Origin of the sequence: Pseudomonas sp. zbq_18 (assembly GCF_043102245.1) — a bacterium.
In the GTDB taxonomy this organism is placed as follows: Bacteria; Pseudomonadota; Gammaproteobacteria; order Pseudomonadales; family Pseudomonadaceae; genus Aquipseudomonas.
Genome location: NZ_JBICIT010000009.1, coordinates 255640 through 280030, shown reverse-complemented (window position 1 = coordinate 280030; position 24391 = coordinate 255640). Strand labels below are relative to the sequence as shown.

Genomic DNA, 24391 nt, shown 5'->3' with positions numbered 1-24391 from the left:
AGGATCTGATCCTCGTGACCTTCCTGGAAGATGTTGCCGACCGAGTCCTCGGTGAAGGTGCCGGCGGTGATCAGGCCTTGCTTGGTGCCTTCGAGGGACAGGTACGCGGGTGTTGGCATGGTGCTCTCCTTTGCGTTGAGACGGGGATCGGGATGATCCGGGCGCTCGAAGGCGTACAAGGGGCGTGCCAGCTGGAGAGAAGTCAGTAACGACGCAGGCTGCAGGGCAACAGCAACCGGCAGGATCAGCGCCCTGTGCGGGCGGTCACGAAAGGTTGCGCAACAACTGGCGCAGGGCTGTGCAGGGGCTTGCGCAGGGGCATAACAGCCCAGGGAACGGGGGCTTGGGTGCTATCGGTCGTGGCGTGTGCGCAGAAAGTGGCGCAGCAGTGAAAGCTTGCGCGGGGCGGTGAAGCAATCGCGGCTGAAGCCGCTCCCACTGGGAGTTCCCTGTCGTGGCCAAGGCACTTCCTATACTGGGACGGGCTCACCGCTGTTCTACTCAGTCCTGAGCCTATGACGAGCAGCTGATTTCCAGGTGCTTGCCCCACTCCGGCGGGCGTTCGGTGTAGCGCTGCATGCCGGGTTGTTCCTCGAACGGGCGTGACAGCACGGCGTGCAGTTCACGCACCGGGCCGTAGTCGCCCTGTTCGGCGGCGGTGATGGCGTTCTGTGCCAGGTAGTTGCGCAGCATGTAGAGCGGGTTGACCGCGTGCATGCGTGAGCGGCGGGCATGCTGGTCGTTGGTTTCGCGGGCGGCGCGGGCGATGTAGGCGTCACTCCACTGGTCGAAGCCGGCCAGGTCGACGAAGTCTTCGCGCAATTGCTTGAGTGCATCGGCGGGAGCCTGCTCGCCGAGACGACGGAAAAACAGCGAGTAGTCCACGGCGCTGGTCTGCATCAATGGCAGCAGGCGTTCGATCAGCTCGTCGTCGCCCTCTTCCGCCTGGGTGAAGCCGAGGCGCCGGCGCATCAGGTCCTGGTAGTGGGTCTGGTACAGCGGCAGGAACAGGCCAAGCGTCTCGCGCAACTGCTCCACCTCGACAAAGGGCGTCAATGCCTGGGCCAGGGCAGCCAGGTTCCAGTGGGCGATGGGCACCTGGTTGCTGAAGCTGTAGCGGCCGCTGTCGTCGGAATGGTTGCAGATGTGGTTGGCATCGAAGTCGTCGAGGAAGGCGTAGGGGCCGTAGTCGAAGGTGATGCCGAGGATCGACATGTTGTCGCTGTTCATCACCCCGTGGCAGAAGCCATAGGCCTGCCATTTGGCGATCAGCTCGGCATTGCGTTCGACGATCTCGCGGAACATCGCCGCCCAGGGATTTTCTGCGGCCTGACACTCGGGGTAATGGTTGATCAGCACATGCTCACCCAGCTCGCGCAGGCGTTCGTGCTGGTTGCTGTAATAGAAGTACTCGAAGTGGCCGAAGCGTACATGGCTGGGCGCCAGGCGCAGCAGCATGGCGCCCGTCTCCTGACGCTCGCGCCACACTGGGGTGCTGGAGCCGGTGACGCACAAGGCGCGTGAACTGGGGATGCCCAAGGCGTGCAGGTACTCGCTGGCAAGGAATTCGCGGATCGATGAGCGCAGCACGGCGCGACCATCACCCATGCGCGAGTAGGGCGTCTGGCCGGCACCCTTGAGGTGCAGGTCCCAGTGCTCGCCGGCGTCATTGACCACCTCGCCCAGCAGCAGGCCGCGGCCGTCACCCAGTCGTGGGTTGTAGACGCCGAACTGATGCCCGGAATAGACCATGGCGCGCGGCTCGGCCTCGCTCCATAGCTTGTGTCCGGAAAACAGCTGGGCGAACAGCTCGGACTCGGCTTCGGCGGGGTCGAGATCGAGCAGGGCCATGGCCTGCGGGCTGGCAACGACCAGACGCGGTTCATCCAGAGGCTCGGGCAGCACGGCACTGGAGAAGGCATCCCCCAGGCGGGCGAAGCGGTTGTCGAACACGAGATCGGCGAGGGCTTTCAACGGCGGGCTCCAACGAAAAAGCCCGAGCATTGTGCTCGGGCTTGTCGTTCAGCGCCAGTACGCTTACTCGTCAGCGGGTGGCTCGGGGAGCGTGCCGGCGTTTTGCCCTTTGTCCGTGTCGTGCTTGCGCTGAATCAGCTGGTATTCGCCGCCATCGATGTTCTTCACATGCACGTCGAGCTGGCGGAAGGCTATCTCGATGCCGTTGGCGCGGAACTCGCGGTCGATGAAACGGTTGATTTCGTCGATCGCCGGGTTGCGGTCGGCAAGATCGCGCACGTGGATGCGCAGCTCGTGGTTGAGGGTGCTTTCGGCGAAGGTGAGGAAGTACACCAGCGGCTCCGGGTCGCGCAGTACGCGCGGGTTCTCGCGTGCAGCCTGCAGCAGCAGCTTGCGTACCAGTTCCAGGTCGGAGCCGTAGCCGACGCCAATCTGCAGGGTCACGCGAGTGACCGTGTCGGTCAGCGACCAGTTGATCAACTGGTCGGTGATGAAGGTCTTGTTGGGGACGATGATTTCCTTGCGGTCGAAGTCGGTAATGGTGGTGGCGCGGATGCGGATGCGGCTGACCGTGCCGGACAGGTTGCCGATGGTGACCACATCGCCGATGCGCGCCGGGCGCTCGAACAGGATGATCAGACCGGAGATAAAGTTGGCGAAAATCTCCTGCATGCCGAAGCCGATACCCACCGACAGCGCGGCGACCAGCCACTGTAGCTTGTCCCAGCTCAGGCCGAGGGTGGACAGCGTGGCCACGAAGCCGATGCCGGCCAGCGCGTAGGAGAGCAGGGTGGTGGTGGCGTAGGCACTGCCTTGGGCCAGTTTCAGGCGCGACAGTACCAGTACCTCGAGCAAGCCTGGCAGGTTACGGGCCAGCACCGTGCTGATGCCGATGATGATCAGTGCACCCAGGACATCCAGCAGGCTGATCGGCACCATGACCATGGCGTCGCCTGTGCCGCTGCTGTATTCGTACAGGGTGATGTTGTCCAGGTAGGTGAAGACGCTGATCAGGTCGGCCCAGACCAGATACAGGCAGCCGATGAAACCGGCCAGCAGGGCCAGGCGGATCAGGCGCATGGACTGCTCGTTAATCTGCTCGATGCCCAGAGTCGGCTCTTCGAGCGGCACATCGCTGTCGGCGCTCTCCGCGCTCTGTCGTTTGGCCAGTGCGCGCTGGTAGGCCAGGCGACGAGCCGCCACGCTGAGGCCGCGCTCGAAGATGGCGTCCAGCAGCAGCCACAGGATCAGCAGGTAGAGGGTGTCGATCAGGCGGTCGCTGAGCTTGAGGGCCGTGTAGTAGTAGCCAAAGCCCACCGCCACGATCAAGCCGATGGGCAGCAAGGTGAAGGTCAGCCCCAGCAGCAGGCGGAATGGCGAGGTGTTTTCGCGCATTGGCCCGGACAGCAGCAGGCGGCTGAGCAGCACGGCCATCAGGGTGTAGCAGGCGAGCACCACGAATACGCCGATCACGTCATCGGCCAGCATGGCTGGCTGGTGTTCTGCCACTGTGACCACGGCAACCAGGGCCAGTACCACCAGACCCAGGCTGCGCGCCTGCTGACGCAGGTAATGCACCTGGGGGCGTGGCCAGCGGAAGTGCACTTCGCCAACGCCGCCAGGGGCGAGGATGCGATAGAGGGTGTAGAACACCATCCAGGCTTGGGCCATGTCCAGCAAGGCACTGCCGAGCGTGGCGTTCTGGCCACGCGCATCGAGCAGCAGCGCCAGGCCGCCCAGGGCCAGGAACAAGGCCACCGGCAGCGCCAGCAGCACATTGATCAACAGGGCCAGTGGAGTGTGCAGCTGGCTATCGTGCTTATAGTGGCCGATGTCCTGGTGCACCGCGCTGAGCTTGCTGTAGAGCCAGTTTCTGCGCCAGATCAGGGCGCCAATCAGCAGGAGCAAGGGCACGAACAACCAGGGTCGATCGATCAGGCCGGCGCCCAGCTCCTTGATCGAGGAGCCCCAGGCGATGCTGTCCAGCTGGCGTTCGAGCAGGCCGGGCACCAGTTTCAGCCAGTCCAGGTCGAGCGGCTTGTTGCTGGGAATCCAGAACATCTGCTCGTCGAGGGTGGCGCGCAGGTTGCTGGCCACCTGTTGCAGTTGCTTCTGATTGAGCTGCAGGGTGATGGAGGCATTGAGCAGGGCGTTGAGGTCGCTGCTCATGCGGTCGAGCAGCTGGCTGCGGGTGGTGGCCAGCTCCAGCAGGGTGGCGCGCAGCTGTGGTGTGGCCTGGTCGGCGGGTTGACCGACCAGCAGGCCGTCGACGTAGTCCTGCAGGTTGCCCAGCTTGTCGCGGGCCTGGTTCAGTTCGAACTGGTACAGACGGATGTCGGCGATTTCATCGGCCAGGTTGTTGTCCAGTTGCAGCTTCGGCAGGGCCTGCTTCTGCTGGTAAAGGATCTTGGCCAGCAGCAGGCTGCCTTTGAGCACCTCGATCTGCTCTTCCAGGGCGTTGGCGGCCTGGTTGACGTTATCCAGCTGCTGCTTGGTCTCCAGGTTCAGGCGATTCAGTTCGTTGAGCCGGTCGGTGGCGCGCAGCAGGTAGTCGGAAATCTTCAGGTTGGAGGCACTTTCCCGCGCGACCAGGCTGTCCGGCGTGGCCTTCTCGACCTCGCGAGAAAGTTCGGCGACGGTCTGTTCCGAGCTTTCCCGGCGTTTAGCGCTGATCAGGGCCTGCAGGTCGAGGCTTTCCTGCTCGACGCGCCGGATACGCTCTTGCAGGAGATCGTGGCGGGCGTTGCCCAGGTCCTGCAGCAAGCTGTTGCCGGCCAGTTCCTCGCGGCGCAGCACGGTCTGCGCCTCCAGGGCGGCCAGCTCGGCGTTCAGGCGGTCGCGTTGCTCGTTGCTCAGTGGACGGTTGCCATCCTTGCCACTCTTCAACTGGTTGTTGATCTGCAGGGCGCGGTTCTGGTTGTTGCTGATCTCGGTTTGCGCCCGCTCCGGGCGGGTCTGTGCGGTGATCAGCAGGCTGTTGGCCTCGGCCAGTTGCTGCTGCCAGGCACTCAGCTGATTGCTGCGTTCACTGAGCATCTGCTCCAGGCGCGTGACGTTGGCGCCGGCATAGCGTTTGGCAATGTCTTGCGCTGTGTCTCCCTTGAGTTGCTTCAGCTCGCGCTGGGCATCGGTGATCAGCTTGGGGGCATCACGCAGCTGGCGCTTGAGCGAGGTCAGTCGCTGCTGGCTGTCATCGCGGCTGGCGAGAAAGCCCAGAGTGGCTTCGAGATGGCCTTTCAGGGCGTTGTGCTCGGCCTCAGGAAGCTTGCGTTCGCTCAAGCTGTCGAGGTTTTGCTGCAGGGCAGTGGCCGAGGGAAGCTCGGCCGCCAGTGGCTGGGTGCTCAGGCAAAGACTGAGCAGCAGGCCGGTAAACAGTGGGCGCAGTAAGGACATGGTCGCGATTGCGGCTCGTGCGGAAAATTGTGGCTAATGATATGTCAGCTGCGCCATCGGCGCTGGGGTGGGTACATGCCTAGAGGAACAGGCCGGGACCCGGTTTGTTCTGACCTTCGGGGAATTTGACGCCGACTTTGCGCACCTTGTTCCCTTCCATCAGTGCGACGGTCCAGGTCAGGCCGTTCCATTCCACCTGATCACCGACCACCGGCTCGCCGCCAATCTCGTGCGCGATGAAGCGGCCCAGGGGCTGGGTGCCGTCCTCGTCACCGAGTTTGAGACCATAGAGGGTGGCGACAGCGCCCAGTTCGGCGTCACCTTCCAGCACGAAGTCGCCGAAGAAGCGCAGATCCTTGCCACGCTGCGGGGCCTGGCTGAACAGCTTGCCGAGGGCAGGCAGGTCATGTTCATGGCCAATCACGCAGAGAATATCGGCCTCCTGCAAGGTGGTACTGCCGGACGGGTGGAGCAGCTCCTCGCCGCGGAACAGCGCGGCCACGCGCGTGCCTTCGGGCATCTTCAGCGCGCGCAAGGGGGCGCCGATGCACCACTTTTCGGCCCCCAGGCGGTAGATGAACAGCTCCCACTGGCTGGTGGGGTGGACTTCCAGGCCGGCCCGGGAAATCGGCGCCGGGTCTGGCGGCACGGTCACTTTCATTAGTTTGGCAGCCAGCGGCAGGCTGGTGCCCTGCAGCAGCAGCGAGATCAGAACGATGAAGAAGGCCACGTTGAAAAACAGTTGCGCGTTCTCCAGGCCCGCCATCAGCGGGAACACGGCGAGAATGATCGGCACTGCGCCACGCAGGCCGACCCAGGCAATGAAGGCCTTCTCGCGGTCATGGAAGGCGCGGAATGGCAGCAGGCCGAGGAAGATCGACAGAGGGCGGGCGAACAGGATCATCCACAGGGCCAGGCCGAGGGCCGGCACGGCGATAGGCAGTAGCTCATGTGGCGTAATCAGCAGGCCGAGCACCAGGAACATGCCGATCTGTGCCAGCCAGGCCAGGCCATCGAGCATGTGCAGGATGCCGTGGCGCGAGCGGATCGGCTGGTTGCCCAGCAGCAGGCCGCACAGGTAGATAGCCAGGATGCCGCTGCCGCCCGCGGCGTTGGTGATGGCGAATATCATCAGGCCGCCGCTGACCACCAGCAGTGGATACAGTCCCCCGGCCAGGGTGATGCGGTTGACCAGTTGCAGTAACAGCCAGCCACCGCCGAAACCGAGCAGGGTGCCAAGACCGAACTGCTGCAGCAGGTGCACGGCGAAGCTCCAGCTGAGGCCGGCTTGGCCCTTGAGCAGCATGTCGATCAGGGTCACGGTGAGGAACACCGCCATCGGGTCGTTGCTGCCGGATTCGATCTCCAGGGTGGCACTGACCCGCTCGTTGAGGCCTCGACCGCCGAGCAGGGAAAACACCGCAGCAGCGTCGGTGGAGCCGACGATGGCGCCGATCAGCAACCCTTCCATCCATGTCAGGTCGAACAGCCAGGCGGCTGCCACGCCGGTCAGGCCAGCGGTAATCAGCACGCCGAGGGTGGCCAGGGACAGTGAGGGCCATAGCGCCACGCGGAAACTGGAGACGCGGGTGCGCATACCACCGTCGAGCAGGATCACCGCCAGTGCCAGGTTGCCGACCAGATAGGCGGTGGAATAGTCGTTGAAAACGATGCCGCCCGGGCCGTCCACGCCGGCGAGCATGCCCACGGCGAGGAAGATCACCAGGATCGGGATGCCGAAGCGCGAGCCGAAGGCGCTGACCAGGATGCTCATGCCTACCAGCAGCGCACCGATCAGAAACAGGCTGTTGATGGCGCTGGCGTCCAAGGCATGCTCCGTGCAAAAAAAAGGGAAGACCCCTCTGTCTATGCAGGGGCCGTGCCCGATTCTAACCCGTGGCTTCGCGTGGCTGTCAAAACAAAAGCCCCGCACTGGCGGGGCTTTGCTTTCCAAGTGAATTCAGATGCTTAGCGAGATCAGAACCAGCCGTCTTGCATGCCCAGGCAGGTATCGTCACGGGCTTCAAGAATCGCCAGCTCGTGGTGACAGCTGGGTACCTCCCAGGTCAGGAAGTAACGCGCGGCCTGCAGCTTGCCTTTGTAGAAGTCGGCGTCGGCAGGGTTGCCGGAAGCCAGGCCCTCTTCGGCGCGGATCGCCTGCTCCAGCCAGCGCCAGCCGATAACCGCGTGGCCGAAGACCTTGAGATAGAGCGCCGAGTTGGCCAGGCCCTGGTTGACCTTGCCGGCCATCAGATCACCGAGCAGGGCGAGCGTAACGCTACCGAGGCGGTTGACCAGTTGCTCCAGCGGTTGGCGCAGGGCGTTCAGCGACTCGTGCTGGGTGGCGCGCTGGCAGGTGCCCTGGATCAGGCCCATCAGCTGCTTGAGCGCAGCACCGCCGTTCATCGACACCTTGCGGCCCAGCAGGTCGAGCGACTGGATGCCGTGGGTGCCCTCGTGGATCGGGTTGAGGCGGTTGTCGCGGTAGTACTGCTCGACCGGGTATTCGCGGGTGTAGCCGTGGCCGCCGAGGATCTGGATGGCCAGCTCGTTGGCCTTGAGGCAGAACTCCGAGGGCCAGGACTTGACGATGGGGGTGAGCAGGTCGAGCAACTCCAGGGCGGTCTTGCGCTGTCCCTCGGTCTCCAGGGTCTGGGTGTCGTCGAACAGGCGGGCGGCGTACAGGCCGAGGTCGAAGGCGCCTTCCACGTAGGCCTTCTGGGTCAGCAGCATGCGCCGCACGTCGGCGTGTTCGACGATGGAAATCTGCGGGCTGCTCGGGTCCTTGCCATCGGCGTGACGGCCTTGCGGGCGGTTGCGTGCGTAGTCCAGCGAATAGAGGTAGCCGGCGTAGCCGAGCATGATGGCGCCCATGCCGACACCGATGCGCGCCTCGTTCATCATCTGGAACATGTAGGCCAGGCCGTGGTGCGGCTTGCCCACTAGGTAGCCGACGCACTCGCCGTTATCGCCGAAGTTCAGCGCGGTGGAGGTGGTGCCGCGCCAGCCCATCTTGTGGAACAGGCCGGCCAGGGTCACGTCGTTGCGGGCGCCCAGGCTGCCATCGTCGTTGACATGGAACTTGGGCACGATGAACAGGCTGATGCCCTTAACACCGGGCGGGGCATCCGGCAGCTTAGCCAGCACCATGTGCACGATGTTCTCGGAGATCGGCTGGTCGCCGCCGGAGATGAAGATCTTGTTGCCCTTGAGGCGGTAGCTGCCATCGGCATGCGGTTCGGCCTTGGTGCGGATGTCGGACAGCGAGGAGCCTGCGTGCGGCTCGGTCAGCGCCATGGTGCCGAAGAAGCGGCCGTCGATGATCGGCTGCAAGAAGCGCTGCTTCTGCTCGTCACTGCCGAAGGCCTCGATCAGGTTGGCTACGCCCATGGTCAGCATGGAGTAGGAACTGGTGGCGCAGTTGGCCGACTGGAAGTGGGCGAAGCAGGCCTGCGACAGCAGGTTGGGCAGCTGCATGCCGCCGTGCTCGAAGTCGCGGGTGGCGTTGAGGAAGCCGGCCTCGTGGAAGGCCTTGAGCGCTGGTGCCACTTCCGGGATCAGCTCGGCGGCGCCGTTCACGTACTGCGGCTCGTGCTCGTCGTTCTTGCGGTTGTGCGGCGCGAACAGCTCTTCGGCGATGCCGCGGGCGGTGGCGATGGCGGCATCGAAGGTTTCGCGGTTGTGGTCGGCGAAGCGCTCGCGCTGGGTCAGGGCTTCGGCGTCGAGTACTTCATAGAGCTCGAAGGCCAGGTTGCGGGAGCTGAGCAGGGTCTCGGACATGGGAGGCGTCTCCGGTGGGATCTTTTGCGAGTCTAAGATGGTGAATAGAGGTCGCCTAGCAAGATTCACACTGCTAATACGGCGCCAGAACCTGATGCGCTCGTCCCTTCGGGCTACAATTCGCGACCCGCTCCAGGTCCCGCTTCAGGTAACACACTCATGAACTACCGCCACGCCTTCCATGCCGGCAATCACGCCGACGTTCTCAAGCACATCACGCTGAGTCGCATCATCGCGCTGTTGTCGCGCAAGGAGGCGCCGTTCGTCTGCCTGGACAGCCACGCCGGCGTCGGCCTGTATGACCTGCAGGGCGACCAGGCCAGTCGCACCGGCGAGTGGCAGGAAGGCATCGGTCGGCTGTGGGACGAGCAGGAACTGCCCGAACTGACTGCCGACTACTTTGGCGTGCTGCGCGCGCTCAACCCGAACGGCCAGTTGCGCTACTACCCCGGCTCACCGGAGCTGGCGCGGCAACTGAGCCGCGAGCAGGACCGCGTGCTGCTCAACGAGAAACACCCGGAAGATGGCCAGCTGCTCAAGGACAACATGAAGCGCGATCACCGCGTGGCGGTGCACCTGGGCGAGGGTTGGCACGTGCCGCGCGCCTTGCTGCCGGTGGCGGAGAAGCGCGCGTTGCTGCTGATCGACCCGCCGTTCGAGAAGGCCGACGAGCTGGAGCGTTGCGTTACTGCGCTGGACGAGGCCATCGGCCGCATGCGCCAGACGGTGGTGGCGATCTGGTACCCGATCAAGGACGAGCGCCAGCTCAAGCGTTTCTACCAGGCGTTGGGCAAGTCCAGCGCGCCCAAGTTGCTGCGCGCCGAACTGTTCGTCCATCCGGCGGACGACGCCAGCCGCCTGGCCGGCTCCGGCCTGGCCATCGCCAACGCGCCCTGGGGTCTGGAGGACGAGCTCAAGCAGCTGTTGCCCTGGCTGGCCGGCAAGCTGGCGCAGAGCCAGGGTGATTTTCGCCTGGACTGGCTAATTGCCGACTGACGCCTGCGCGCGCAGGCGTGCCGCCAGTTCGGCCAGCGCCTGGTCGTGCTCGCCCAGGGCAGGCAGCGCCGCTGGCGGCGTCTCGCTCAGGGGCAATAACGTTGCTGCGCTGCTGGCCTGCAGCAATGTGCCCAGTTGCTGCGCCGTGTCCTGGCTCTGCGCCTGCTGCTCCCGGCTATACGTCAACTGATCGGCGATCTGTAGCAGGGCCTGTTCGCTGTGCTGGGCGTCGCTGTCCGTCAATCGCCTGGCCTGCGCATCCGCCTGCTGCAGGGCTGCGAGCATGTCATCGATGGTGCGGCGGATGGACAGGGAGAAGTCGGTGGAGCGGCTGGACAGCGCGCGCACCTCATCCGCCACCACGGCAAAGCCACGGCCAGTATCGCCGGCCCGTGCTGCCTCGATGGCCGCATTGAGGGCCAGCAGGTTGGTCTGCTTGGCGATCGAGTCCATATCTTCGGTAGCGCGCAGAATGCTGTCGGCCTGCTGGGCAATGACTTGCAGGCATTCGGCCAACTCACCCGCCTGGGTGGCAGCCTGGTGCTGATGCCCGTGCAGATTGTCGAGCACCCGCTGGATGGCTTGGCTGTCGGCTTCATCCTGCGCTGGCAGCGATTCGAGCAACTGGCGGGCCTGGGTGGCGTGCTGCTGCAGCTGCTCGCGTAATGCCTGCCACTGCTGTGTCCGGGCTTCCTCCTGGCGGTGCAGTTGCTGCTGCAGCTGTTCGAGCTGCACGTGCTGGTGGGTGCGCAGGGTGTCCAGTTGGTCTGCCAGGGGGAGAGCCCATTCGGGGGGCTCGGGGCTGCTGGGGCGCGGCTGCATCAACGCGCGCCAGTGGGTGGCCGTGGCCAAGGCCGGGAGCAGGCCGAGATTCAGGCACAGGCCGCAGAACAGGCAGATCCACAGCGGTAGGCCGCCCCAGGCGCCCAGCCCCACCAGCATCCAGGGGCTTAGTTGCAGGCCAATGGCGGCCGGGCTGAAGGCTCTGGGCGGTATCTCGTGCAAGTCGGAAAAACGCGGCTGATGCATGGTGGCCGTATCTACTTCGGGTGGGCGCAGCTGAGTTTAGGCGGGCCGCGTGCGACCGGCTATTTTCCGCGTTGGCGCGGGTCGACGTAATAGGTGATTTGCTGGCGCGGGTCCAGGTATTCCAGGGCCTCCACCGGCAGCTGCGCAGGCCTGAGGCTGCGGGCGATGGCCAGCTTGGGTTCCTGTTCGAGGTTGACGATCAGCGCCTCGGCTTTGGGAATCTCGGGCTCGTAGATGATCAGCGTGGGCCGCAGCGGCAGACTCGGGTGCATACCCAGAACCAGGGCATAGCGCTCGTCTTCCAGTTGCACCAGGCTGCCGGGCGGGTAGATGCCCATGCCGCGGATGAAGGTCTTGAGCGCTACCTCATCAAAGCGTTCGCGCTGCTGTTTGAACATCAGCGCCAGGGCTTCGTGGGGGCTGAGCGCCTGGCGCGGGTCGAGCGGGTTGCACAGGTTGTCGAAGGCGTTGACCAGGCTCACTACCCGGCTCAGGCGGCCGATGGCGGCCTCGCGCAGGCCCTTCGGGTAGCCGCTGCCGTCGCAGTATTCGTGGTGCTCCTGGATGATCCGCAGTACCTCGTCGTCGAGCATCAGCTCGTGGCCGTGGCGCACGCCGAACTCGCAATGCAGTTGCAGCAGTTGCTGCTCCGGGCGGGTCAGCGGCTCGCTCTTGAGCAGCACCTTGCTGGGAATCTGCAGCTTGCCGATGTCGTGCAACAGGGCGCCCAGGCCCAAGCTGTGGCAGGCCTCGGAGTCGAAGCCAAGCTGACGGCCGAGCATCACCGACAGCACGGTGACATTGAGCGGATGCAGATAGGCGTCCTCGGCGGCCTTGCCGTTGATGCTGTGCAGGGCTGCGCCGTCCTCGCCGCTGAGGGCGCTGACCAGCTCGCGCACCACTTCGCCTGCCTGCTGGATGGCATGTTCCGGCTGGCTGCGCAGAGTCTGGTTGAGTGATTTGACCCGTTGGCTGGCCTGGATGAAGGTGCGATCCACTTCCGCCAGGCGCTTGCGCAGGGCACCCAGTTTGGCGGCGCGGGCCTGGCGAGCCAACTCCTCCGGGTCGGGGCGTGGTGCTTCGGGGGCGGCAGGCGCTGTTTCTGCTGTCAGCGCCAGCGGCTCGCAGTCACTGCGCGCCGGTTCGTAGCGCAGTTGCTTCAGACCCAGCGCACGCAGAGCCTGGATCTGCTTTTCATCTTTGATCTTGAACTGGCTGAACGTGAAATTGTGTTCCCACCAGCTCAGGTCGAGGTGGATATAGAGGCCCACGCAGAGCTGGTCGGGCGAAATGGAAAGGGTGCTGGCGGACATGCCGGGCTCGCGGGGTGCTGGCTTTTTGCTGGCAGTCTAGCGCTTCGCCATGCGTCTGGCAGCCCTGTCAGTCGGCGTCCAGTGCCATCTCCACTTCGGCTGCCCAGGCCAGCCAGGACTGTTCGCCAAGAATGCCGCGGCGCAGGGTCAGGTAGGGCAGGCGTAGGGCCCGTCGCTGTTCGGCGGGCAGGGCCAGGTAGTCGCGCTCGATGGCCAGCAGGCTGTCCAGGGTCTTGCGGTGCACGGCCACGTGCCGCTGCATTTCCTCGCGCAGGTTGGCGGTCGAGGTGTGCGCGCCGCCGAACAGCTTCACCAGCAGCGCGTCGTTGATCTTGTTCGGCTGTACCGGCTCGCCCAGCCAGCGCAGCAGCTCGGCGTGGCCGCTCGGGGTGAGGCGGTAGACCTTCTTGTCCGGGCGCGTTTCCTGCGCCTGCGCCTCGCAGTCCAGCCAGCCGGCTTCGCTGAGCTTCTTCAACTCCTGGTAGACCTGCTGGTGCTTGGCGTTCCAGAAGTAGCCGAGGCCTTCCTTGAAGCGTTTGAGCAGGTCGTAGCCGCTGCCCGGTTCGCTTTCCAGGAGGATGAGGATGGCGTGCTTGAGCGACATGGACGAACTCGGCGAGGGCGGTGCGCCGCAGTATACGGATTATGCAAAGAGTTGCATGGAGATGATCTGCTGCTAGTATGCAAAAACTTGCATAAAAACAATCACGCAGGAATCCTCATGAAACGCACCGGTACTCGCTTCCGCCCGCGCCTGGCGGCCAATCACTACGATGCCATCGTCATCGGCTCCGGCATCGGCGGCCTCACCGCCGCCGCCCTGCTGAGCAAGCTGGGCAAGCGCGTGTGTGTGCTGGAACAGCACTACACGGCCGGCGGCTATACCCACAGCTACGAGCGTGAAGGTTACGAGTGGGATGTGGGCGTGCACTACATCGGCGAGGTGCACAAACCCTGGTCGATGATCCGCCGGGTGTTCGACGTGATCAGCGACGGCAAGCTGGAATGGGCGCCGATGGATGCACACTACGACCGCATCGTGATTGGCGAGCAGAGCTACGACTACGTGGCCGGTCGCGATGAGTTCAAGGCCGAGATGAAGCGCCATTTCCCCACCGAGGCAGAGGCCATCGACCGCTATGTCGAGCTGCTCAGCGAGGTCAGTGCGCGGGTGCCGCGCTTCTTCGCCGGCCAGGCCCTGCCGCGTTCGCTCGGCATGCTCTATGCGAGGCTGCGCCGCCTGTGGCTGCCGGCCTATTTCTTCAAGAGCACCCGCGAGGTGCTGGAAGGCCTGACGCAGAATCAGGAGCTGATTGGCGTGCTCACCGCCCAGTGGGGTGACTACGGCCTGCCGCCGGCGCAGGCGGCTTTCGTCATGCATGCCATGGTGGCCAAGCACTACATCACCGGCGGCAACTACCCGGTGGGCGGCGCGATCAGGATTTCCGAGACCATCATCCCGCTGATCGAGGCGGCGGGCGGCAACGTCTTCACCTATGCCGGCGTGGACAAAATCCTGGTGGAGAACGGCCGCGCCGTGGGCGTACGCCTGCACAAGGACGGTTTCGAGATTCGCGCGCCGCAGATCGTCAGCTGCGCTGGCCTGGTACCGACCTACACCCGCCTGCTGGAGCCGCAGGTGGCCGAGGCGCATGGCCTGCTGGCGCCGCTGCAACAGGTGAAGCTGTCGGCGGCGACCCTGTGCCTGTACGCCGGTTTCAAGGGCAGTGCCGCCGAGCTGGGTCTGCCGAAGACCAACTACTGGGTCTACCCGAGCCATGACCACGACCACAACGTCAGCAGCTTCGAGAGCGGGCAGAATCCAGCGATGCCGCTGATCTACATCAGCTTCCCTTCGGCCAAGGACCCCAGCTGGGATGCGCACTACCCGCACAAGGCGACGGTGGAGATCGTCGCGCCGACGCTGCCGCAGTGGTTCGCGCCGTGGAAGGGCAGTACCTGGGGCAAGCGCGGCGCCGACTACGAGGCCTTCAAGGCGCAGCTCACCGAGCAATTGCTGGAGACCCTCTATCGTCACCAGCCGCAGTTGCGCGGCGCGCTGGATTTCTGCGAGCTGGCCACGCCGCTGTCCACCGAGTGGTTCCAGTGGAACGAGCAGGGCGAGATCTACGGCATCGACCATACGGTGCAGCGCTTCGACCAGCACTGGATCCACAGCCAGACGCCGATCAAGGGTCTCTACCTGACCGGCGCCGACACCGTCACCGCCGGCGTTGGCGGCGCACTGATGGCCGGCGTGCTGACGGCCACGCGCATGCTGGGGTGGCGGGGGTACAAGGTGGGCAAGTTGCTGAAGGACTGGAAGCCTGCGGTGCAGGCGGAGCCTGAGCAGGTCTTGGGCTAAAGGGGGGGAGTTCGCACGCGATGGTGCTGGGCATGGCCTGCTCGGCTTTGCGCAGTCGAGCCACTGGCGTCGCGTGATTAGTCGAAGGCGTAACTCGTCGTGCGATGCATCGCTTTCTGCCCGGTCGCGCTTGCGCAGCCACTGAAGGGTATCGAGGTGGGATTCTTCGCCCGGGACTGCTTTGATAGGTGTTGCGCTCGTGGCATTCGGCGGCTTCTGGGGGCCTGGCGGTGCGCAGCCGCCAGGCTGGCTTTGCTTAGTGCGATTCGCCTGCTAAGGCAGCGTTCAGTTGCCAAAGAGCCTCGCTGGGACAGGTTTCACCGTGTTGGTGCAGATGAGCGTTGCCTGTATTGGCCTGCAGGGCATGCACTAGCCGTGAGAGCGTGTCTGGCGTGTGGCGGGTAGTCTGGCTGTCCTTCAGCCGGTAGATGGTCTCGCCTTCCTTGATGGTTTCGGTCACCTTCAACTGGTCCAGGGTGGTCGCTTTTACGGTCGTCGGGTCCTTGGAAAGAATCACAAAGTCGGCCAGTTTGCCGACTTCCAGAGAGCCTTTGCGGTCCTCCTCGAAATGCTGCCAGGCTGGCCAGATTGTCATGGCCTTGAGGGCGGTGAGCACATCAACGCGCTGCTCAGGGCCGATTACCTTGCCCGAGCCGCGAGCTATGCGGTTGACTGTGGCATACAGCACGCGCATCGAGTCCGGGAAGGCTACGGGGGCATCGTGGTGGGTGGAGAACCTCATCCCGCGCTGGCGCACCCAGCCGGTGGGTGAGATGTTTTGTGCCAGTTCCGGACCGACGGTGTGCTCGCTGTGCCAGTCGCCCCAGTAGAAAGTGTGCATGGGGAACAGCGAGGGAAACAGCTGCAGACGCTGCAGGGCATTTACCTGATCTTCCCGTAGGAACTGCCCATGTATGAGTACGGGGCGACGGTCCTTGTCGGCGCCGTGCTTCAATTGCGCCACGGTGTGGGCGGCAATTAGTAGGTCCGAAGCGGCCTCGCCATTGGCGTGGGTGATGACCTGCACGTCGTTCGCATAGGCCCAGTCAACGGCGGCCATCACCTGATCAGGCGTGGCAGCCGGGTAACCGCGATAGCCCTTGGGGTAATCCCCGACTGGCGAGTAGTAGGGGCGGTCGCGCCAGGCGGTGAAACCTTGCGGCGAGCCATCAATGGTGAGCTTGGCGCCGCCCACGCGCAGTCGGTTAGTGTAGTTGCGGCTGGCGTTGTGCTGGATGAAATCACGGTCTACCAGTACGTCCGGGTAGGTGACCACGTCGAGCTTGAGTTCACCGGCATCGGCTACCTGGCGCATCATGGCGACCGTACCGGGTACGGAGCGGCCTTCCTGGGCGGTGGTGTAGCCGTAGCGGGCCCAGAGTTCGGTGCCCGACCGGAAGAATATCTTGCCGCCATCGGCGCCGACGCGGCTGAGCAGCTTGAGCACGACGGGGAAGCCCGCGGTTTCCTCCAGCACCCCATTAGGCTCCTGAGAGCCGCTCTTGCGGCGGATCACGCCGCCCTCAGGGTTCGGTGTCTGGGCCGAGATGCCGGTCACTTCCAATGCCTTGGAGTTGACGGCAAATAGATGGCCTGACTGATGTACCAGCAAAATGGGAATGTCCTTTGACACCGCATCGAGATCTTCGCGGGTGGGGTGCCTGCGTTCGCTGAGTGTGGCGTTGTCGTAGCCAAAGCCGACGATCAGCTGCACCTGCTCTATGGCAGCTGCGTTCTGCTGCATCCAGTCGCGCAGAGTGGCTTGTAGGGACGCCATGTCCTTGACTTGCCCGTCGGGTGGAGCCAGCACATTGGCGGCCAGCGCCTGGAGGCCGCCCATCATCACGTGACCATGAGCATCGACGAAGCCGGGTAGCAGTGCGCGGCCTTCCAGGTCTAGCAGTTGGGTGTCCGGCCCCATGAGCCGCATGACTTCAGCCCGGCTACCTACTGCGAGGATCTTACCGCCGCGCTCGGCAATGGCCTCGGCCTGCATGGCCTGATCGTTCATGGTCAGGATCGGGCCGCCGCTCCAGATGCGATCGGCCATGTCAGCGGCCAGCAGCGGTGCAGCCAGCAGTGTGCTGCATAGGGTGGTCAGCAGTGCGTGGGGGACTCGACGGTTCATCAGCGGTGCTCCTGTAGCATGGCTGTGGCGAACACTTTGTTCAGTTGGCAGATGTCGGTGTGGCCCGTCCGGTTATCGGTATGTGCCAGTTGCTCCAGTTGTAAGGCCTGGGCGGTGGCCTGGTTCGGGATCGGGCCGAGAGCCGCGTGTGCGGTACTGATGGCCTCGGCCGGCAGCTTGCGACCTTCATGGACGGTACCCCAGACAGCAATATCCTTGATCTTGGATGCCTCGATGGTGACCGGGTTGTCCGACAGCACGGTGAAGTTGGCGAGCTTGCCGGGGCTGAGGCTGCCGATCTGGTTTTCCAGTTGCAGGGAGTAGGCCGCGTCCAGAGTGATCGCGCGCAAAGCGCCCTCACGGCTGCTGCGCTGCTCCTGTCCGGCGATGCGGCCGGAGACGGTGGTGCGGTTGACGGCAGCATGCATCAGAAACAGCGGTTGTGCCGGTGCCATGGGCATGTCTGAGTGGAAGGAGAAGGAAATCCCGGCGCGTTCCACCTCGCCGATGCGCACCAGATTGTTGGCCCGATCCGGGCCTAGGCCTTGTTCACTGTATTTGTCTGCCAGCATGGTGACGTAGTAGGGGTTGGCGCTCACCAGTACGCCCAGTCGCTTCATGCGCGCAATCTGATCCGGCTGCGACACTGCCAGGTGGACCAGCGTGGTGCGATGATTGTGGCGCGGCTGGCGGCGCATGTTGGCCTCCAGATTGTCCAGTACCATGTCCACGCCAGCGTCGCCGTTCACATGGATGTGCAGCTGGTAGCCGGCATCCCAGTAAATGCGGAAGGCGCGGGCAAAGTCGCCAGGCGGCATGATCCACTCGCCATGGTGGCCGTCCAGATAGGGTTCGCGAGTTTGCATCAGCTGCGAATAGATGGCGCCGTCGGCGAACAGTTTGATCTGTTTGGGCAGTATCTGGGTCATGCCCTGGCCCCAGTTCAGGGTCTTGTCGGTTTCGCTGAGGGCGGTGTCCGGGAAGAGTGCAGTGATCGATTTGCCGTCCGGGATGAAATAGAACCGGAAGGGGGTGTCGGGATCAGATAGCACGGCGTTTTGAGCTGCCTGAAGTTTCTCCGAATAGAGCCCGCCGGGCTCGGCGCCGACTGTAATGCCGTTGGCATGCAGGTACTGCTCGGTCAGCTGCAGACCCTGTTTGAAACGCTCCGGGGTGGCGATCAGCGGGACCAGGCGAGCGGCAATGCCGAAGAGACCGCTTTCCCAGAAGTGACCAGCCTGGAGGTCGGCCTGCTTGCGCGCGGTCTCCGGCAGGGCGTCGACAGTGTGCGAGTCGATGCTCAGCAGTTCGAGCGCCTTGCTGTTGAGGAACACCTCATGCCAGGAACGGTGCAGCACGATGACTGGTCGTGTGCTGCTGATCTGGTCCAGAACGGCGCGGTTCAGTGCGCCGTGGAACAGGTGATGGTAACCCCAGCTCACCAGGGGGGCTTCGGGGGACTGCAGACGTTTACTGGCCGCCGTCAGGCGGGCGCGGTAGTCCCTGGCATCCTTGGCGGCCGGGTAGGTGCCTTGTGGCAGTACCCAATCCTCGATGGCGATGATTTCCGAGGTCATGGTCAGCGCGGTCAGCAGCGGGTGGTCATGCTGAGCGACAAAGCCCGGAACCAGAACCTTGTCGGCGAAAGTGGTGTCGACATGATAGGGCTGCTGCCCGGCAGCGGCTTGGAGTTCCTCCAGCGTGCCGGTTGCCAGGATTCGCCCGCCGACGACCGCGATGGCGGTTGCCTTAGGCTGGTGCGGGTCCAGCGTGACGACTTCGCGGGCGGTATACAGGGTCGCCTCGGGAAGCGGGGCGGGGGGGCTGACCACCTCCTGCAAGGTGGCGGTTTCGGCGAGCGCTTGGTGGAAAGGCAGGCTAATGAGCGTGAGCGATAAAGTTATCTTTTTTACTCTTTCCGGCATGTACCATTTCCTTCTGATTGCCATGCATAAGAATCGAGATTCAGGAGCCTTGCGCAATTGCAGATGGCAATTCCGATTCTTGTGGTTTGCGAGACTTCGGATAATTGGGGCTAGAATCCGTGAGAGTGTACAGGCCGAAGTCCCAAATGTCCAAGCCGCTGACGCCCAAGCTCTCATAGGACAGGTTCAAGTCGATTTGCGTATTGGTCTTGTATAGAGTGCGCAATCCGGTGCGGATGAGCCCCTGCCATTCTGGGTAAGTGCTGGTGTCTTCCTGTAGATAGTTGTAGTAACTCCCTACTTCGAAATAAGGTACGAATAAATGACCGGAAGATAGTTCCAGCATCGAGTTGAGTTCGATAGAGGCCAAAACTTGCCCGCTTTCCTGGTTGATTCCATTCACGCGCGGGTTTAGGTAGCGATTGAAGACTCGCCCCCGTAGGTCAAAATCTTCGATATCTTCTTTTTGGTAGTTGATGCCCAGCTTGGGCCGAATGCTGGTGCGTTCGCTCCAGGCAAAGTCGCCGTAGATGTTGGCTGTAGCACCATAGGTGGTGCTGTCGCCACTGCCCTTAAACATCAATACCTTATGGTCTATTTCTGCTTTTCCAACAGTAATATTGGCGAATGCCGACCAGTTATTCGATAGCTGGTATGACACATAAGGCCCGAGGTTGTAGCTATTGCCATCTACCTTGATCAATCCGTCGAGACTGTCGCTGTCCAGATCACTGATGCTCAGGAGGGCGCCGACTGCCAGGTCTGAATTTAATCGACGGTCAGCGCCAAGGGTCACGCTGGTTGTACGTTGTTCGGTCTCGCCATAGCCACGGCGATTATTAGTGCGGACATAGTGCGGATCGACCCAGACGTTCCAGAGAGTATCCGCTATCAGGTCCCTTCCAGGTGTCAGTGGCGCCTGCTTCAGCGCCTGTGCAAGGGCTGGGCAGCGCTGCAGGGTTTCGGCTGTGAACTGGCCAGATTCGTCCCTCTCCACATAACGGCAAAGCGAGTCGATTTGTTGGTTGCTCAGGTGTTGTTCACCGGCAAGATTTGGTAGTTCGGTGAAGCTGCTTTCCAGCGGTCTGCCGCGATCGGGGACCTGTGGCAGTTCGGGTAATGTAGGTCGTCCTACTACTGGCCGGTTGGGGATTTCTGGTCGAGAAACTACGGGTAAATCAGGCAGCGTTGGGCGGCTGACCACTGGCCGGTTGGGGATCTCTGGACGGGATACTTCGGGCAATTCCGGTAATGTTGGGCGTTCTGGTTTGGCTGGTAGTACCGGTTTCTGTGGCGGGCGCCAAGTCGGAGGTATTATTGGATTGACTTGGCTGCGAGTGGCCACGAGACAGTTGGGGCGAATGGGGTCGCCGCTGACGCCGAGGATTTGTAATTGGTGATTGCCGTTTAAGTCGTCGGCCACAACCGGTGAGAGGCTTAGATGGTATTCGGGGTTCTTAGTGCTGGCCCATGTATCGATGTTCGGCACGCCCGGTGCACTCAGGGCATAGTTGCCAGTCGCCTGGGTGTTGGCGACCCATATGGACTGGCTGTTCGTTCGACCAATGTAATAGAGGTTATCGCCGACGAAGTATTCGCTGCAGTTGGCCCAGACCTGCGGAATTGGGCACAAAGCAAGTGAGAGCAGAAGGCGTTTGAATATTTGGTCTGCCATTGCAAATTCCCTTTATTGCGAACCGAGGAAAGGCTAGCCCTTAGGGTTTTCATTGTCGATATTCGCCCGCGCAGATTGAAGTCGAAAGATGGCGAGGCAGGTAACGCATGTGGCGAGCTTGCTCTAACCTGAGCATCAACAGCATGGCCCCGCTAGAGCGGATTGCTTGGGGCGGTGGGCGCCACGGTTTGCATCGGGTTGACTGCGCTGGATGCCTGCCCCTGCTGGGCTTGCGCAGTAACATCAAGGATGCCAGGGCCGACGCCTGAGCAGCGGCCTGGTTGCAGATCTGGCGGAGGACGGGTGCCTTACTTTCCTCAGCCTGGCAGGCACACGCCGGTGCCGCCGAGGCCGCAATAACCGCCGGGATTCTTCGCCAGGTACTGCTGGTGGTAGGCCTCAGCGTAGTAGAAGGGCGGGGCCGCGGTGATCTCGGTGGTGATGGCGCCGAAACCAGCCTTCTCCAGTTCCAGCTGGAACTGCGTTTGGCTGGCCAGTGCGGCCTGCAGCTGAGCGTCATCCATGCAGTAGATGGCCGAGCGGTACTGGGTGCCGATGTCGTTGCCCTGGCGCATGCCCTGGGTCGGGTTGTGCGCTTCCCAGAAGACTTTCAGCAGTTGCTCGTAGGTTGTCAGCTGCGGGTCGAACACCACCAGCACCACCTCGGTATGCCCGGTCATGCCGGAGCAGACTTCTTCATAGGTCGGGTTGGGCGTATGGCCGCCGGCATAGCCGACGGCGGTGCTCCACACGCCCGGCTGTTGCCAGAAGCGCCGCTCGGCGCCCCAGAAGCAGCCCAGGGCGAACACGGCCTGCTGCAGGCCGGCGGGAAAGGGGCCCTGCAGCGGGTTGCCGTTGACATGATGGGCGGCAGGCACCGCCATGCGCGCGGCGCGGCCCGGCAGGGCCTGCTCGGCGCTGGGCAGTTCGAGCTTGTGAGCGAGGATTTGCGAGCGCAGGACCATGATCTGTTCCCCGTGGTGGCGGTGAGGGTGGGAGATAGCTTACCCCTTCGGGGTTATGGGTAGACGCCGAAGCTGAGTGCATATTACAGCGCCCTCACCCCCGGCCCCTCTCCCGGTGGCAGAGGGGAGGGTCAGGCGCCGCGGCAGGGATAGCGGCGCAGGCTGCCCACCAGGTCGCGGCCGGGGATCGGCCGGTCGAACAGGTAGCCCTGGCCGACATCGCACTGCTGGCGACGGAGGAAGCCGAGCTGGGCGGCGGTCTCGATGCCTTCGGCGACCACCTTGAGCTTGAGGTTGTGCGCCATGGCGATCACCGCCGAGGTGATCTCCATATCGTCCTCGTTCTCCGGGATGTCCTTGATGAAGCTGCGGTCGATCTTGATCACGTCGATCGGGAACTTCTTCAGGTAGCTCAGCGAGGAATAGCCGGTGCCGAAGTCGTCCATCGCCAGGGTCAGACCGAGGGCCTTGAGGCGCGCGACCTGCTGGCGGGTGTCGGCGTTGCCTTCGAGCAACAGGCTTTCGGTCAGCTCTACCTCCAGCAGGTGAGCGGGCAACTGCTCCTCGGCGAGGATGGCGGCGATCGAGCCGACCAGGTCGGGATCAGTGAACTGCTTGGCTGACAGGTTGATTGCCACCTGTACCTGGCCCATGCCGAGGGCGGCCAGCTCCAGGCTGGCACGGCAAGCCTGGCGTACCACCCACTTGCCGATGGGGATGATCAGGCCGGTCTCCTCGGCCACGGCGATGAACTGATCCGGGTTGATCATGCCTTTTTCCGGGTGCTGCCAGCGCAGCAGAGCCTCCAGGCCGACCAGCTGGCCGCTTTTCAGACACAGCTTGGGCTGGTAGTACACCTCCAGCTCGTTCTGGGTCAGGGCGCGGCGCAGGTTGCTTTCGACGAACAGCTTGTAGTTGGCTTCTGCGTTGAGCGCCTCGGTGAACAACTGCACCTGGTGTTTGCCGTTGGCCTTGGCCTTGTGCAGGGCCAGGCCGGCGTGCTTCATCAGGATGTGCGGGTCGTTGCCGTGGGCGGGCGCGCAGGCCAGGCCGACCGAGCCGGTGACGTTGATCAGCTGGTTGTCGACGAACAGCGGCTTGTCCAGGGTGTTCAGCAGTTCCTGAGCCAGCTGCAGACCGGCGACTTCGCCGGCATCGTCGAGCAGCACAGCGAATTCGTTGCTGGCAAAGCGTGCCAGGATGGTGTCCTTGCTCAGGCTGTTGCGCAGGCGGCGGGCCAGGCTGGCCAGCAGTTTGTCGCCGGTCTGGTGACCGAGGCTGTCGTTGATCCGCTTGAAGTTGTCGATATCCACCAGCAGCAGACTGAAGACCCGCTCGTCGCGCTTGGCGAAATGCTCTTCCAGGCAGCGGATGAAGTAGGGGCGGTTACCCAGGCCGGTGAGGTTGTCGCTGTAGGCCAGGCGCTCAATGCGCTGCTGGGCCAGCTTGCTCTGGGTGATGTCTTCGTAGATGCCGATGTAATGGGTCAGCTCGCCGTCGTCGTTGTACACCTTGGAGATCGACAACTGGCCCCAGTAGGGCTCCAGGTTCTTGCGCCGGCTGCGGAACTCGCCCTGCCAGCTGTTGCGCTCGGCCAGTCCGGCGCGGGCATCGAACAGCAGGTCGCCGAGGTTTTCCAGGGCCGGTAGCTGGGAAATGCGCCGACCCTGGACTTCCTCGGCACCGTACTGGGTGATGGCGGTGAAGCTGGGGTTGACGTACTGCACCAGGCCGTCGCGGTCGAACAGCAGAAAAGCGCTGGCGCTCTGCTCGACCGCGCGCTGGAACAGGTACAGGGCACTGGTGGCGTCGAGGCGCTGCTGGTTGCTCATGACCTGGGCGAACTGGTCGGCCAGTTCGCCGGCGAAGGCGATCTCGTCGGCCTGCCAGGTGCGCTCCGGGCCGACATGCTCCAGGCACAGTACGCCGACCACCTCGCCGCCCAGACGAATGCTGGCGTCGAGCATGGCGCTGATGCCCAGTGGCTTGAGGTAGCCCCGGGCCAGCTCGTTGGTGCGCGGGTCGCGCTGGGCATTGTGCGCATCGAGGGCGCGGCCGCTGTGCAGCGCGGCCAGGTAGCGCGGAAACAGGCTGGCATCGATCGGCTGTGGCAGTTCGTGGCGGTCGATGTCGCGGCGGTACATGGCCACCGGTTCCAGGCGTTCGCCGACCAGGTGCCAGATGCTGGCACGGGCCACGTCGTAGGCCTCGCAGGCGGCCTGGGTAATCAGCTCGGCGGCTTCCTTGAGCGGGTCCAGGGCGTTGTAGCGGTGCCGCGCCAGGCGCACGATCAGGCTCTGCTGGGCGCGGGAGCGGATCAAGTGCTGCAGATGCTCTTCCTGGGCATGCTGATACAGCTCCAGCGAGGTCTGCAGTTTGCCGTTCTGTTCCTGCAGTTCCTGTAGGCGCTGTTCGGTCTGGTTCTCGCTAGCCTCGCTGGTGACCAGCAGGTAACCGCGCAGCAACTGGCGGCCGCGCTGCAGGAACAGCTCGCCGACCTCCAACAGATGCAGGGCACCGTTGGGCGTATGCAGGCGATAGCGCACCGAGTAGTGCTGCACCGCGGCCAGTTGCTGCTGGATGTCGTCGTGCAGGCGATAGCGCGCTTCGGGCTCCATCAGGCTGGCATAGGGTGAGTCGAGCAGGGCGCAGAGTTCGCCGGCGCTGACGCCGAGCTGGCGTTCACAGGCGGGATCGAGAAACAGGAGGGACCAACTGGGCTCGTTAATGCGTTCGAAGCGCAGCATTCCCAGGCGCGAGGGCACTGGCAACTGCGTCACAACCTCAGCTGCCGAACGGCTGGCGGCATCGGGATGGCTTTTCATCGAACGACTGGCTTCCAGTATGC

General features: G+C 63.6%; 13 protein-coding genes and 2 pseudogenes. 2 read left to right on the top strand and 13 right to left on the bottom strand.

Annotated elements, in window-relative coordinates:
* From ACF8C6_RS08670 to ACF8C6_RS08650, 5 genes and pseudogenes are all read right to left on the bottom strand, one after another.
* A pseudogene (locus ACF8C6_RS08670) lies at positions 1 to 119 on the bottom strand (type VI secretion system tube protein Hcp); the annotation flags it as partial.
* A 394-nt stretch (positions 120 to 513) separates the two neighbouring features.
* A complete protein-coding gene (gene selO, locus ACF8C6_RS08665; RefSeq protein ID WP_392498901.1) occupies positions 514 to 1974 on the bottom strand; it encodes a protein adenylyltransferase SelO in 1461 nt (486 codons plus the stop codon).
* A gap of 63 nt (positions 1975 to 2037) precedes the next feature.
* Complete coding sequence (gene mscK / locus ACF8C6_RS08660; protein WP_392498900.1) at positions 2038 to 5367, bottom strand: mechanosensitive channel MscK; 3330 nt, start codon at positions 5365 to 5367, stop codon at positions 2038 to 2040.
* 79 nt (positions 5368 to 5446) lie between these two features.
* Entirely contained in the window at positions 5447 to 7195 is a 1749-nt protein-coding gene (locus ACF8C6_RS08655; protein ID WP_392498899.1) for a potassium/proton antiporter, read from the bottom strand.
* Positions 7196 to 7344: 149 nt separating this feature from the next.
* Entirely contained in the window at positions 7345 to 9147 is a 1803-nt protein-coding gene (locus ACF8C6_RS08650) for an acyl-CoA dehydrogenase (RefSeq protein ID WP_392498898.1), read from the bottom strand.
* A 159-nt stretch (positions 9148 to 9306) separates the two neighbouring features.
* Here ACF8C6_RS08650 and ACF8C6_RS08645 point away from each other — a divergent pair, with 159 nt between their 5' ends.
* Positions 9307 to 10143, top strand: coding sequence for a 23S rRNA (adenine(2030)-N(6))-methyltransferase RlmJ (locus tag ACF8C6_RS08645; RefSeq protein ID WP_392498897.1), 837 nt, complete (start codon positions 9307 to 9309; stop codon positions 10141 to 10143).
* Here the strand turns inward: ACF8C6_RS08645 and ACF8C6_RS08640 are convergent.
* The 3 genes and pseudogenes from ACF8C6_RS08640 to ACF8C6_RS08630 form a co-directional block, all read right to left on the bottom strand.
* Positions 10129 to 10617, bottom strand: a pseudogene (locus tag ACF8C6_RS08640) (methyl-accepting chemotaxis protein); the annotation flags it as partial. The gene ACF8C6_RS08645 and the pseudogene ACF8C6_RS08640 sit on opposite strands and share 15 nt — an antisense overlap.
* Before the next feature lie 614 nt (positions 10618 to 11231).
* Complete coding sequence (locus ACF8C6_RS08635) at positions 11232 to 12485, bottom strand: HD-GYP domain-containing protein (protein WP_392498896.1); 1254 nt, start codon at positions 12483 to 12485, stop codon at positions 11232 to 11234.
* Positions 12486 to 12552: 67 nt separating this feature from the next.
* Entirely contained in the window at positions 12553 to 13089 is a 537-nt protein-coding gene (locus tag ACF8C6_RS08630) for a PadR family transcriptional regulator (RefSeq protein ID WP_392498895.1), read from the bottom strand.
* Positions 13090 to 13206: 117 nt separating this feature from the next.
* Between ACF8C6_RS08630 and ACF8C6_RS08625 the strand changes: the two genes are divergently transcribed.
* Entirely contained in the window at positions 13207 to 14850 is a 1644-nt protein-coding gene (locus ACF8C6_RS08625; RefSeq protein ID WP_392498894.1) for a phytoene desaturase family protein, read from the top strand.
* A 256-nt stretch (positions 14851 to 15106) separates the two neighbouring features.
* Here the strand turns inward: ACF8C6_RS08625 and ACF8C6_RS08620 are convergent, their stop codons facing one another.
* From ACF8C6_RS08620 to ACF8C6_RS08600, 5 genes are all read right to left on the bottom strand, one after another.
* Positions 15107 to 16978, bottom strand: a complete 1872-nt coding sequence (locus tag ACF8C6_RS08620) for an amidohydrolase (RefSeq protein ID WP_392498893.1) — start codon at positions 16976 to 16978, stop codon at positions 15107 to 15109.
* Positions 16978 to 18810 carry an amidohydrolase gene (locus ACF8C6_RS08615; RefSeq protein WP_392498892.1) on the bottom strand — a complete coding sequence of 611 codons (1833 nt, stop codon included), beginning with the start codon at positions 18808 to 18810 and terminating at the stop codon, positions 16978 to 16980. Before ACF8C6_RS08615 ends, ACF8C6_RS08620 begins: the two co-directional genes overlap by 1 nt.
* Before the next feature lie 133 nt (positions 18811 to 18943).
* On the bottom strand, positions 18944 to 20578 hold the full coding sequence (locus ACF8C6_RS08610; RefSeq protein ID WP_392498891.1) for an autotransporter domain-containing protein: 1635 nt from the start codon (positions 20576 to 20578) through the stop codon (positions 18944 to 18946).
* Positions 20579 to 20895: 317 nt separating this feature from the next.
* The gene (msrA, locus tag ACF8C6_RS08605; protein WP_392498890.1) at positions 20896 to 21543 is read right to left on the bottom strand and encodes a peptide-methionine (S)-S-oxide reductase MsrA; all 648 of its coding nucleotides are present in this window, start codon (positions 21541 to 21543) and stop codon (positions 20896 to 20898) included.
* A 131-nt stretch (positions 21544 to 21674) separates the two neighbouring features.
* On the bottom strand, positions 21675 to 24368 hold the full coding sequence (locus ACF8C6_RS08600) for an EAL domain-containing protein (RefSeq protein ID WP_392498889.1): 2694 nt from the start codon (positions 24366 to 24368) through the stop codon (positions 21675 to 21677).
* Positions 24369 to 24391 lie beyond the last annotated feature (23 nt).